Source organism: Demequina litoralis (assembly GCF_030418455.1).
Lineage (GTDB): Bacteria > Actinomycetota > Actinomycetes > Actinomycetales > Demequinaceae > Demequina > Demequina litoralis.
Genome location: NZ_JAUHPW010000010.1, coordinates 118,901 through 131,250, shown reverse-complemented (window position 1 = coordinate 131,250; position 12,350 = coordinate 118,901). Strand labels below are relative to the sequence as shown.

Sequence of the window (12,350 nt, the reverse complement as noted above, 5' to 3'; positions counted from 1 at the left end):
AGCCCGAACGCGCGCTGAGCACCTCGCAGGAGACGCGGGGGCGGGACGGCAGCGGGACGGCGGCGGGACGGCGGCGGGACGGCGGCGGGACGGCGGCGGTCCTGGCGTCCTCGCAGGTGCGGGGGGCTAGGCTGGCCCCGTGACCACCGATCCGCGGTTCGCACGGAGCGCCGACTCGCTCGCCGATGCGGTCCTCGCGCTCGCCGCCGAGCGCCCCATCGAGCGGGTCACGGTGACCGAGGTGGCGCGCCTCGCGGGCGTCACCCGCGCGACCTTCTACAACCATGCGACGTCGCCGGCCGCCCTCCTCGCGCAGGTGCTCGAGCGGGAGCTCGACGAGATCCGCGCGGACTTCCTCGGCCAGGTCGCGGCGGACCCCGGCGGCGTCGAGCAGATCTGGCGGGCGTCGGAGCTCGTGCTCGTCGGCCACGTGCTCGCGCACCAGGCCGTGTACCGCCAGGGCCTCACGGCGGCGGACGATCCGCGCGGCTCCGTGCTCGCGACCCTCGTCGCCAACCACGTCGAGGTCAGCCTCGGCGCGCTGGCCCGGTCGCACGGCATGCCGGAGGCCGGTCCGGAAGCCACGCGCGTGGCGATGGCGGCCGCCTTCGTAGGCCAGGGCACCGCGGGCGCGCTGCGGGCATGGCTCAACACCCCCGCTCCCCTCGACCCGGACGAGGCGGTCGACGCGTTGCTGTCGCTCATCCCGCCGATGTGGTTCGCGGTCGCGCGCGCCTGAGCCACCCCTACCGCACCCGGTGCAGGAATCCCCCGGGACCTCCGGGTGTTCATGCACGCATCGGGAACCGCGATCATGGACCGGGTCCCCCCGTCGAAGGAAACGCATGACGTCTGCACTGTTCTCGCCCCTGCCCCTCCGCGCCGTCGAGGCGCGCAACCGCCTGTGGGTGAGCCCGCTGTGCCAGTACTCGTGCGAGGAGCAGGACGGGATGCCCGACGACTGGCACCTCGTCCACCTCGGCTCGTTCGCACGCGGCGGCGCCGGGCTCGTGATGGCCGAGGCGACCGCGGTGCTGCCCGAGGGGCGCATCTCGCCCTGGGACACCGGCATCTGGAACGACGCCCAGCGCGACGCGTGGGCCCGCATCGTCCGCTTCATCCACGGCCAGGGCGCGCTCGCCGCGGTCCAGCTCGCGCACGCCGGCCGCAAGGCCTCGACGTACCGCGAGTGGACCGGCTCCGGCTCGGTGCCCGCGAGCGAGGGCGGCTGGACCACCGTCGCCCCGTCCGCGCTCGCCTTCGACGGCTACGCCGTGCCCGAGGCTCTCGACGAGGACGGCATCGCGGCCGTGGTCGACGCGTTCGGCGAGGCGGCACGCCGCTCGCTCGAGGCCGGCTTCGACGTGCTCGAGGTGCACGCCGCGCACGGCTACCTCCTCCACCAGTTCCTGTCGCCGCTGTCGAACACGCGCGACGACCGCTGGGGCGGCAGCCTCGTCGGCCGCGCCCGGCTCCTGCTGCACGTGGTTCGTCGCGTCCGCGAGGTCGCCGGCGCGGACGTGCCCGTCCTGGTGCGCGTGTCCGCGACCGACTGGCGCGAGCCCGAGGGCTGGACCCTCGACGACACCGTCACCGTCGCGCAGTGGCTGCGCGAGGCCGGCGCCGACCTGGTCGACACCTCCACTGGCGGCCTCGTGCCCGACGCCGTCATCCCCGTCGCTCCCGGCTACCAGGTGCCTCATGCCACCGCGATCCGCGAGCGCTCCGGCATCGCCGCCACGGCGGTGGGCCAGATCGTCGACGCGCATCAGGCGGAGGCGATCGTCGCGTCCGGCCAGGCGGATGCCGTGTTCGTGGGCCGCGAGTTCATGCGCGACCCGCACCTGCCGCTGCGCGCCGCCCACGAGCTGGGCGCCGAGATCGACTACTGGCCGCCGCAGTACCGCCGCGCGTCGTTCAAGCGCCGCCCCGCGCTCGTCGCCGCGGAGGCCTGAGCGCCTACGCGCCGTCGACGGCGCGTGTGGACGCGCGCTCCACGAGCTGCGTGGGGATCGGGGTGTCCGCCGTGTCCGCGGCGTGCTCCTCGAGCGCGACGAGCACCTTGTGCATGACCAGGCGGCCCAGCGCCTCGAAGTCCTGGCGCATCGTGGTGAGCGGCGGGTAGAGGTAGCCGGCCTCCGGGATGTCGTCGAAGCCCACCACGCTCACATGCTCGGGCACGCCCAGGCCTCGCCCGCGCAGCGCGGACAGCAGCCCGATCGACATCTGGTCGTTGGCGACGAAGATCGCCTCGCCCGCGTCGACGTCGAGCTCGATGCCGAGGCGGTAGCCGCTCGCGGCCGACCAGTCCCCCACCAGCGGCTCGACCACCTCGAGCCGGCGCGACGCGAGCTCGTCGCGCCAGCCGCGCTCGCGCTCCGCGGCGTCGGGCGCGTCCGGCGGCCCCGCGACGTGGAGGATCCGCGTGTGCCCCAGCTCGGCGAGGTGGCGCACCGCGGCGCGCGCGCCCCGGTACTGGTCGATGGAGACGATGCGCGGGTCACGATGCGGCGTCGACGCCGCGGCGACCACGGGGATGCCGAGGTCGAGACCGCGCACCACCTCGAGCGCGGCCGCCTGGGCGACGACCACGACGATCGCGTCGACGCGCTGCCTCAGCAGCCCCTCGATGCTCGCGCGCACCACCGCCGGATCGTCCTCGGGGGCGCTCACTGCGTCGACGGAGTAGCGCGCCTCGCGCGCGGCGATGTTGACGTGCATGGCGATCGCGACGGGGCCGTGGTCGGTCACGGTGGGCGTGAGCAGCCCGATGGTGCGCGTGCGGCGCGTGACCAGCGCGCGCGCCGCGGGCGACGGGCTGTAGTGGAGCTGCGCGATGGCCTTCTCGACGCGCTCCTTGGTGGCCGGGCGCACGTTGGGCATGCCGTTGAGCACGCGCGACACCGTCTGGTGCGAGACGCCGGCGAGCCGCGCGACGTCGAAGATGTTCGCGGCCTTCGCGCCCTTGTCCTCCGGCATGCCTACTCGCCGTCCTCGTCGGGCTGCGCGACGAGCGCGAGCAGCGAGTCCGCGGTGAGGAGGCCCGCGGGCGCCGTGCGGACGATGCGGCCGTCCCGGACGACGGCGACGCGGTCGCCCACGCGCAGCACCTCCTCGAGCTCGGCGGAGATGAAGACGACGGACATGCCGTTGTCCGCGAGCTCGCCGACGAGGTTCTGGATCTCGACCTTCGCGCCCACGTCGATCCCGCGGGTCGGCTCGTCGAGCACGAGCACGCGCGGCGACAGCGCGAGCAGGCGTGCGAGCAGCACCTTCTGCTGGTTGCCGCCCGACAGGGTGCCGGCGTGCCGGTCGAGGTCGGGCGGACGGATGTCGAGCGCCTCGACCCAGCTGGCGGCGAGCTCGCGGCGCCGCGCGGCCGGGATCTGGCGCAGCACGCCCCGCTCGGCCTGCAGCGCGAGCGTGATGTTGTCGAGCACGCTGAGCTCCGCGACGATGCCGTCGCGGCGGCGGTCCTCGGACGAGTAAACGACGCCGAGCGAGATGGCGCGGCGAGGCGAGTCCAGGTGCACGTCGCCGCCCTCGATGCGGATGATGCCCGCCTGCGCGCGCGTCACGCCGGTGAGGGTGCGGGCCAGCGAGGTCCGTCCGGAGCCCAGCAGCCCGGCGACCCCCAGCACCTCGCCCTCGCCGAGCTCGACGTCGGCGTCGGCGATGCCGTGCGCCGCCGACACCCCGCGCGCCTCGAGCACGACGGCCGCGTCGGGCGCCGCGTCGTCCCCGTGCTCGCGCTCCTTGAGGGCGGCCATGTCGTGGCCGAGCATCTTCTGGACGAGGTCGATGCGCAGCAGCTCGGTGGTGAGGTACTCCCCCACGAACGCGCCGTCGCGCAGCACGGTGACGCGGTCGCAGATCTCGTAGACCTGATCGAGGAAGTGGGACACGAAGAGGATCGCCACGCCGCGCGACTTGAGGTCGCGGATCACGCGGAACAGCTCGGCGACCTCGTCGAGGTCGAGGCTCGAGGTGGGCTCGTCGAGGACCAGGATCCGCACGTCGGTGGAGATCGCGCGGGCGATGGCGACGAGCTGCTGGACCGCGACCGAGTGCTGGCCGAGCATCGACGCCGGGTCGATGTCGAGGCCCAGGTCGAGCAGGATCTCGCGGGCGCGAGCCTGCATGAGCCGCACGCTGATGACGCCGCCACGGCGCGGCTCCCGGCCGAGGCAGATGTTCTCCGCCACCGACAGGTTCGGCAGCACCTCGATCTCCTGGTAGACGGTGCTGATGCCCGCCGCCTGGGCCTCGTGGGGGCTGGCGAAGACCACGTGGTCGCCCTCGAGGCGCAGCTCGCCGGCGTCGAGCGGGAGGACGCCCGTGACCGCCTTGATCAGGGTCGACTTGCCCGCGCCGTTCTCCCCCATGAGCGAGTGCACCTCGCCGGGGAACAGCCGGAAGTCGACGCGGTCGAGCGCCGCATCGGCACCGAAGCGCACCGTCGCGCCGGTGAGCTCCAGCAACGGCCGCACCTCGTCCACCGCCCCATTATCAGGGCAGGGACGAGGTGCGACGGTCGACGCGGCTGGCAGACCGCTAACGTCGACCCTCCGACCGGGCCACGATGGCCCTCTGCACCACGATGAACAGCAGCAGCAGCGCGCCGACGATGATCTGCATCCACGACTGCTCCGCGCCCATGAACGAGATGATCGTCTTGATGGTGCCGTACACGAAGACGCCGATCATCGAGCCGATCACGTATCCGCGGCCGCCGGTGAGGATGGTGCCGCCGATGACGACCGCGGCGATCGCGTCGAGCTCGGTGCCGATGCCGTTCCGCGGGTAGCCCGCGCCCGAGTACGCGGTCAGCACCAGGCCGGCGAGCCCCCCGCAGAGGCCGCTGATGACGTATGCCATCACCTTGGCGCGGGCCGTCCTGAGGCCCATGAGGCGAGCCGACTGCTCGCTGCCGCCGATCGCGTAGATGGTCCGCCCGAACCGCGTGAGGTGGAGGACGAACGCGGCGATCGCGACGGCGCCGAGCGCGATGAGGCCAGTCGGGGTGATGTACCAGTCGCCCAGGCGGATGCGCGTCGACTGCAGCCACAGGATCCCGGGCTCCTCCACCTTGATCGAGGACAGGCTCACCACGTACGCGAGCCCGCGCCCCAGGAACAGGCCCGCGAGCGAGGCGATGAACGGCTGCACGTTGAAGTACTGCACGAGGATGCCGATCATCAGGCCGATCGCGGCGCCGCCGAGCAGCATCGCGGGGACCGCGACGAAGGCCGGCGTGCCCTCCGCGAGCAGCCTCGCCCCGAGGATGCCCGAGAACGCCATCACGGACCCGACGGAGAGGTCGATGCCGCCCGTGAGGATCACGAACGTCATGCCGACCGCCAGCACCAGCAGGTACGCGTTGTCGAGCAGCAGCGCGGAGATGTTGCGCGGGGTGATGAAGTCGCCGCGCAGGAAGATCTCGGCGCCGACGAACAGCACCAGCAGGATCGCCACCGCGGCGAACGTGGGCATCATGCTGCCGTGCCGGCTCACGAACGTCTGCAGGAACGACGGGCCGGCTGCCCGCGTCCCGGTCCCGGTCGCCATCGCGGTCATCGCGCCACCTCGGCCTTCTGCTTGTCCTCGACCACGTCCTCGACCACGGCCGCCTGGGGCTTACGTGAGCGTGACATCCTGCTCAGCGCGTTCCTGATGCGCGGCGACTGCACCACCACCACGACGACCACGACGACCGCGAAGAACACCGGGCTCTGCGCGGACGGGACGCCCAGGAAGAGGATGGTCGAGTCGAGGGTCTGGATGATGAGCACGCCGATGACGGTCCCCGCGATGGAGAACTTGCCGCCGTTGAGCGACGTGCCGCCCAGCACCACCGCGAGGATCGCGTAGAGCTCGATGAAGACGCCGGCCGCGTTCGCGTCCGCGGCGCGGATGTTCGAGGCGTAGAGGATGCCCGCGAGGCCCGCAAGCGTCCCGCTGACGATGTACGCGCCCCAGATGATGCCGCGCGAGCGCACTCCCGCGAGGCGGCTCGCCTCGGGGTTGATGCCCACCGCCTCGGTGAGCACGCCCAGCGCGGTGCGCCGCTCGACGAGCCCGATCACCGTGATCGCGGCGACCGAGATGAAGAACGCGAACGGCAGCACGAAGAGGTAGCCGGTCGCGATGTACGAGAACGGCTCGGAGTTGACCGTGGTGATGAAGCCGCCGGTGATGAGGAGCGCGACGCCGCGGCCGGCGAGCATGAGCACGAGCGTCGCGATGATGGGTTGTATCCCGAGCACCGCGACCAGGAAGCCGTTCCATACGCCGAGCACCATCGACACGAGGATCGCCACGACCACCGCGATGAGCACCGTCGCGAGGTTCCCCGGGTCGTCGGAGCCGTCGATGATGGTGAGCGCCACCGCACCCGACACCGCCATGATCGCGCCGACGGAGAGGTCGATGCCGCGTGTCGCGATCACGATCGTCATGCCGAGCGCGACGAGCATGAGCGGGGCGCTGTCGCGCAGGATCGTGATGATCGCCCCGAAGAGCTCGCCGTCGCGGACCCTGAGCTTGATGAAGTTGGGGCGGGCGATCGAGTTGACCGCGATGAGCGTCAGCAGCGCCACGACCGGCCAGAACAGCCGGTGCCTCCAGATGGACCTCATGCCGCGCTCCCTTCGCCGGCGTTGGCGATGTAGTCGATGAGCCCGTCGAGATCGACCTGGGTCGAGTCGAGCTCCCCGATCTTCCTGCGGTCGCGCATCACCGCGACCCGCTGGGCCAATCGAAGCACCTCCTCCAGCTCGGAGGAGATGAAGATGACGGAGAGTCCCTGAGACGACAGCTCGGAGACCTTCTTCTGGATGTCGGCCTTGGCGCCGACGTCGATGCCGCGCGTGGGCTCGTCGAGGATGAGCAGCTCGGGGGCCGTCGCGAGCCAGCGCGCGAGCAGCACCTTCTGCTGGTTGCCGCCCGAGAGGTTGCCCACGAGCGCATGCGGGTTCGCGGGACGCACGCCGAGCGCCTCGATGTACTCGGCGACCACCGCGTCCTGATCCTTCCTGGGCACCTTCCGCATCCAGCCCTGCCGGGCCTGCATGCCGAGCACGATGTTCTCCGCGACGGTGAGGTCCGCGACCACGCCCTCCTCGCGGCGGTTCTCCGACGAGAACGCGATGCGGTGGTCGATCGCGTGCCGGGGCGAGTGCACCTTCGCGGGCGCGCCCCGGACCTCGAGCCGACCCGCGTCGGGGCGGTCCGCGCCGTACAGCAGGCGCACCAGCTCGGTGCGCCCGGAGCCGAGGAGCCCGGCGATGCCGACGACCTCGCCCTCGTAGACGTCGAGGTCCGCGGGCTCGAGCACGCCGCGCCTGCCGAGCCCCTCGGCCCTCACCACCGGGGCGCCGGTGCGGTCGATCGCGCGGTGCGAGGACTTCTCCAGCGTGGCAAGGTCCTCGAGCTCGCGGCCGATCATCTTGGTCACCAGCGCGTCGCGCGGCAGCTCCTCGACCGGGTGCTCGCCCACGAGCGCGCCGTTGCGCAGCACCGTGATGCGGTCGGAGATCTCGTAGACCTGGTCGAGGAAGTGCGAGACGAAGAGGATCGCGACGCCCTGGGAGCGCAGGTCGCGGATGACGTCGAAGAGCTGCTCGACCTCGCCGCGGTCCAGGCTGGACGTCGGCTCGTCGAGGATCAGCACCTTGGCCTCGAGCACCATCGCGCGGATGATCGCGACCAGCTGCTGGATCGCGATGGAGTGGCTCGCGAGCATCGAGCGCGGGTCGATGGCCAGCCCGAGGCTCTCCATGTGCCGCGCGGCCTCGCGCTGCGTGGCGCGCCAGTCGATGCCGCCGCCCTTGCGCGGCTCGTGGCCCAGCATCACGTTCTCCGCGACGGTGAGGTTCCCGCAGAGGTTGACCTCCTGGTACACCGTCGAGATGCCCGCCTCCTGGGCGTCGGACGCGCTGTGGAAGGTGCGCTGCTCCCCGGCCACCCTGATGGTGCCGGAGTCGATCGCGTAGACGCCGGTGAGCGCCTTGATGAGGGTGGACTTGCCGGCACCGTTCTCCCCCATGAGGGAGTGGACCTCGCCGGGTCGCAGGGTGAAGTCGACGTCGTCGAGGGCGAGCACGCCGGGGAAGCGGATGGTGATTCCGCGCATCTCGACGATCGGGGGGACCTCGTTGTCCGCAGGCATGGTGTGCAGCTTTCTGGCTCGGGTTGTCGCGGGGGCCCGTTCGGGGAGCCGGCTGGCGCCGACCCCCCGAACGGTGTCCCTGCCCTGCAAGGTCGTGATCGCGGGGATCAGTACTTGCGGTCCGGCAGCGCCGCCTCGGCCGCCGCCTGGTCGAACGCGAGGTCCTCGACGTACTGGACCGGCTCGACGGACTCGCCGTTGACCACGCCGGTCACCGCCGCCGCCACGAGGTCGCCCAGGAGCGGGTTGCACTCGACGATGTAGTTGATCTTGCCGTCGACGAGCGCCTGCATGCCGTCGTGGACCGCGTCGATCGAGATGATCTTGATGTCCTCGCCCGGCACCGCGCCGGCCGCCTCGATCGCCTCGATGGCGCCGAGCGCCATGTCGTCGTTGTGCGCGTAGACCAGGTCGATGCCGTCGACGCCGTAGTTCTGGATGAAGCCCTCCATCACCGACTTGCCGCCGTCGCGGGTGAAGTCGCCGGTCTGCGAGTCGAGCTTGGTGATCATCGTGCCCTCGATCGCGGCGTCGAAGCCGGTCGCGCGGTCGTTGGCGGGCGCGGAGCCCGTGGTGCCCTCGAGCACCACCATGTTCGTCTCGGTGTCGCCGAACTCCGCCGCGGCCCACTCGCCCGCGGTGACGCCCTCCTGCTCGAAGTCGAGGCCGATCCAGGCCGCGTACAGGTCCTCCGACGCGGACACCGTGCGGTCCTCGAGGATCACCGGGATGTCCGCGTCCGCGGCCTCCTGCAGCACGTCGTCCCAGCCGTCCTCGACGATCGGCGCGATGACGATCGCGTCGACGCCCTGGTTGATGAACGAGCGCACCGCGGCGATCTGCGCCGCCGTGTCGTTGTCCGCGGCGTTGAAGACCAGGTCGAAGCCGTTCTCCGCGGAGAACGCTGCCTTCATCGACTCGGTGTTGGCCGAGCGCCAGCCCGACTCCGAGCCGGTCTGCGCGAAGCCGACGGTGATGACGTCGCCACCGCCGCCCCCGTCCGCGGAGTCGCTCGAGCCGGTGTCCGGATCGGACGAGCACGCGGTGAGCGCCATGGCTGCGGCGCCCGCGATCGCGATGGTGGAAAGAAAACGCTTCTTCATTCTCAGAACCTCCCTGTTCTGGCCCGGCGTCGTTGCCGGTGGTCGAGCGCGTTGCCCCCGGAGCCCCGCGAAGGACCCCGTGTCTCGGATATTAGCGCTCACAATGTGAGCCCTCACAAGTGGGTTTTGGTCACGTTTGGATAACGCCTCCCCGCCCGCGGTCGCGCTCTCACGCGCGTCGATCGCGCCGCGGGATGTGAATGCTCACTTTCCCTGGACGCGCGAGGGGCCCGCGCATCGTCCCGGGGGACGATGCGCGGGCCCGGTCGCCATGGGAGGCTCAGCCGCGCGCGGGCGCCCGCCTCAGCACGGCCCATCCGAGCACCCCGAACGCGAGGCTCACGGGCAGCGTCCACGCCATCACCACCGCGAGCGGGTTGCCGGTGAAGAAGTCCGCCACCGGGCCCCAGCCCGCGTCGAGCAGCCACCACACGAGCGCCACGAGGGCGAGCGCCAGGGCACCGAAGTAGAGGTAGAGGCCGTAGGCCTTCCAGCGCACGAACAGCGCGCCGATCATCGCGCCCATCGACGTGAACAGCAGGTAGAGCGCGAAGTAGTGGAACGCGACCACGCCGAAGGGCTCGTCGTACAGGTAGGCCGGGGCGTAGAACGAGCCGTTCAGCCCCCACCCGCCGGTGGCGCGCTCGACGAGGGCGAGGAGCCCGAGCCCGAGCCCGAAGACCACGGCCATGATCGCGAAGAACGCCACGGTCCCGAGGTAGTACTCGCGCCGCGTCGACGAGAACCCGAGCGCGAAGCGGAAGCCCGCGTTCATCGCCTGGATCGCGATGATCATCATGTAGATGACGAGCCAGCTCACGCCGCCGGCGTAGCGGAACGCGTCCTCCTCGATGCCAGGTCCCGCATAGTGGCTGATGATCGCCCAGATGGTCCACGTCAGCGCGTGGATCGAGACGAGCACGATCCACGGCAGGATCAGCGACGGCCATGGGTTCGCCGCATGCAGGCGCACCACGTTCCAGATGCGACGGCCGGCGGGCACGAGTGCCTCGGGTCGGGCGGTGTCGGCGACGGCGGCCATCACGCCACCTCCTCTGCGGGGGTCGCGCCGCCGGTGCGGCGCACGATGAGCTGCTGGAGCGAGACCGGCGTCACCTCGAGGCCGGACGATGCGGCGCGCGCCCTGTCGTCGCCGCTCAGGCCCGCGACGGTCGCCGAGGCGATGCCGCCGATGTGCTCCCGGGCGAGCACCTCGCGGCCCGCGACGAAGGCCTCGACGTCGGCCTTGCGGCCGACGAGCGTCGAGGCGGTGCCGCGCAGGTCCTCGGTGGCCGCGTCGATCTCGATCCGGCCCTCGTGGATGACGAGGACGTGGTCGAGCAGGTCCGCGGCCTCGTCGATGAGGTGGGTCGACAGCACGATGGTGCGCGGGTGGGCGGCGTAGTCCTCGAGCAGGCGGTCGTAGAAGATGTGCCGCGCGACCGCGTCGAGCCCGGCGTACGGCTCGTCGAGCAGCGTGAGCTCGGCCCTCGACGCGATGCCGACGATCGCCCCGATCGCCGAGCGCTGCCCGCGCGACATCTTCTTGATCATGCGGTTCACCGGCACGCCGAAGTCCTCGACCAGGCGCGCGGCGAGCGTCGCGTCGAAGTGGGGGAAGAACCGCGGCGCCATGGCGAGCACGTGCCGCCCGCGGTACGCGTCGGGGTAGCTCTGGGACTCCTTGATGAAGCACAGGCGCGTGAGCGCCCGGGCGTTCTCGACGGGGTCCTCGCCGAGGACGCGCACCGCGCCCGAGCTCGGGAAGTCCTGGCCGGTCACGAGGTTCATCAGCGTGGTCTTGCCGGCACCATTGCGGCCCAGCAGCCCGCAGATGGACCCCTCCTGGATCTCGAAGCTCACGCCGTCGACGGCGTGCACGTCGCCGAAGCGGCGGCTGAGGCCCGTGGCCTCGATGATGGCGGTCACTCCCCCGCCTCCTTCCTGATCATGTCCGCGAGCTGCGCGGGGCTCAGCCCGAGCGTCGCGGCCCGCTCGACGAGCGGCCGGACGTGCTGCGCGCGGAACGTCTCGCGGCGCGCGGCCAGCAGCCGCGCCCGCGCCCCCTCGGATACGAACATCCCGATCCCCCGTCGCTTGTAGAGCGTCCCCTCGTCCACCAGGCGGTTGACCCCCTTGAGCGCGGTCGCCGGGTTGATCCGGTGGAACGCCGCGAGCTCGTTGATCGACGGCACCTGGGACTCCTCCGGCAGCGAGCCGTCGAGGATCCTCGCCTCGAGCTGCTCCGCGATCTGCTGGAAGATCGGCCGGCCGTCGTCCACGCGCCCTCCCGGTTGTCTGGTTAGTTACTTCACTAACTAACCAACCATGCGTGCGGCGCCCTGTCAAGGCGGGCGCCGCATCGTCCCTGGGCCCGGCGGCCCGCACCCGTGTCCGCGGCCCTCGGTAAGGTGAGGGCCATGACCGACACCCCCCTCGTCTGGATCGACTGCGAGATGACGGGACTCGACGTGGGCGCCGACGCCCTCGTCGAGGTCGCGTGCCTCGTGACGGACTCCGACCTCAACATCCTCGGCGACGGCGTGTCCGTCGTGATCAAGCCCTCCGACGAGGCGCTCGCCGGCATGGGCGACTTCGTCCGCAACATGCACGTCGAATCGGGCCTCCTGCCCGAGCTCGCGCACGGCACCACCATGGAGGACGCGCAGGAGCAGGTGCTCGCGTACATCCGCGCCCACGTGCCGGTCGCGGGCAAGTCCCCCCTCGCGGGCAACACCGTCGGCATGGACCGGATGTTCCTCGAGCGCGACATGCCGCAGGTGATCGAGCACCTGCACTACCGCGTGGTCGACGTCAGCTCCCTCAAGGAGCTGGTCCGCCGCTGGTACCCGCGCGTGTTCTTCCAGGCCCCCGCGAAGACCGGCGGCCACCGCGCGCTCGGCGACATCCGCGACTCGATCACGGAGCTGCGCTACTACCGCGAGACCATCCTCGTCCCGCTGCCGGGACCGGACTCGGACGAGGCCAAGACGGCCGCGCAGCGCGTGACGCCGGGCGCGTCCACCGCAGCCCCGTAGACCCGGTATACTCTTCCGTGGCCCTCTTCGCGAGGGCCG

General features: G+C 71.6%; 12 protein-coding genes. 3 read left to right on the top strand and 9 right to left on the bottom strand.

Features of this window, described 5'->3' with window-relative positions:
- The first annotated feature begins 139 nt into the window (after nt 1–139).
- Together QQX09_RS12615 and QQX09_RS12610 are read left to right on the top strand one after the other, a co-directional pair.
- Entirely contained in the window at nt 140–739 is a 600-nt protein-coding gene (locus tag QQX09_RS12615) for a TetR/AcrR family transcriptional regulator (RefSeq protein WP_301135301.1), read from the top strand.
- Between the two features lie 106 nt (nt 740–845).
- Nucleotides 846–1,955, top strand: a complete 1,110-nt coding sequence (locus QQX09_RS12610; RefSeq protein ID WP_301135299.1) for an NADH:flavin oxidoreductase/NADH oxidase — start codon at nt 846–848, stop codon at nt 1,953–1,955.
- A 4-nt stretch (nt 1,956–1,959) separates the two neighbouring features.
- Here QQX09_RS12610 and QQX09_RS12605 read toward each other — a convergent pair whose 3' ends face one another.
- The 9 genes from QQX09_RS12605 to QQX09_RS12565 form a co-directional block, all read right to left on the bottom strand.
- Entirely contained in the window at nt 1,960–2,979 is a 1,020-nt protein-coding gene (locus QQX09_RS12605; RefSeq protein ID WP_301135297.1) for a LacI family DNA-binding transcriptional regulator, read from the bottom strand.
- Nucleotides 2,980–2,981: 2 nt separating this feature from the next.
- Nucleotides 2,982–4,499: a sugar ABC transporter ATP-binding protein gene (locus QQX09_RS12600; RefSeq protein ID WP_301135295.1), complete on the bottom strand. Its 1,518-nt coding sequence runs from the start codon at nt 4,497–4,499 to the stop codon at nt 2,982–2,984.
- Between the two features lie 55 nt (nt 4,500–4,554).
- Complete coding sequence (locus QQX09_RS12595; protein WP_301135292.1) at nt 4,555–5,577, bottom strand: ABC transporter permease subunit; 1,023 nt, start codon at nt 5,575–5,577, stop codon at nt 4,555–4,557.
- A complete protein-coding gene (locus tag QQX09_RS12590) occupies nt 5,574–6,638 on the bottom strand; it encodes an ABC transporter permease (protein ID WP_301135290.1) in 1,065 nt (354 codons plus the stop codon). Before QQX09_RS12590 ends, QQX09_RS12595 begins: the two co-directional genes overlap by 4 nt.
- Nucleotides 6,635–8,170 carry a sugar ABC transporter ATP-binding protein gene (locus tag QQX09_RS12585; RefSeq protein WP_301135287.1) on the bottom strand — a complete coding sequence of 512 codons (1,536 nt, stop codon included), beginning with the start codon at nt 8,168–8,170 and terminating at the stop codon, nt 6,635–6,637. Before QQX09_RS12585 ends, QQX09_RS12590 begins: the two co-directional genes overlap by 4 nt.
- Nucleotides 8,171–8,277: 107 nt before the next feature.
- Entirely contained in the window at nt 8,278–9,273 is a 996-nt protein-coding gene (locus QQX09_RS12580; protein ID WP_301135284.1) for an ABC transporter substrate-binding protein, read from the bottom strand.
- A gap of 280 nt (nt 9,274–9,553) precedes the next feature.
- Entirely contained in the window at nt 9,554–10,315 is a 762-nt protein-coding gene (locus QQX09_RS12575) for a hypothetical protein (protein ID WP_301135281.1), read from the bottom strand.
- On the bottom strand, nt 10,315–11,202 hold the full coding sequence (locus tag QQX09_RS12570) for an ABC transporter ATP-binding protein (protein ID WP_301135278.1): 888 nt from the start codon (nt 11,200–11,202) through the stop codon (nt 10,315–10,317). The genes QQX09_RS12575 and QQX09_RS12570 overlap by 1 nt, the downstream gene beginning before the upstream one ends.
- Nucleotides 11,199–11,555 (bottom strand): GntR family transcriptional regulator, encoded by a 357-nt coding sequence (locus QQX09_RS12565; protein ID WP_301135275.1) that lies wholly within the window; start codon nt 11,553–11,555, stop codon nt 11,199–11,201. Before QQX09_RS12565 ends, QQX09_RS12570 begins: the two co-directional genes overlap by 4 nt.
- 138 nt (nt 11,556–11,693) lie before the next feature.
- On the opposite strand from QQX09_RS12565, the gene orn reads away from it, so the two are divergent.
- The gene (orn, locus tag QQX09_RS12560; protein WP_301135272.1) at nt 11,694–12,311 is read left to right on the top strand and encodes an oligoribonuclease; all 618 of its coding nucleotides are present in this window, start codon (nt 11,694–11,696) and stop codon (nt 12,309–12,311) included.
- Nucleotides 12,312–12,350 lie beyond the last annotated feature (39 nt).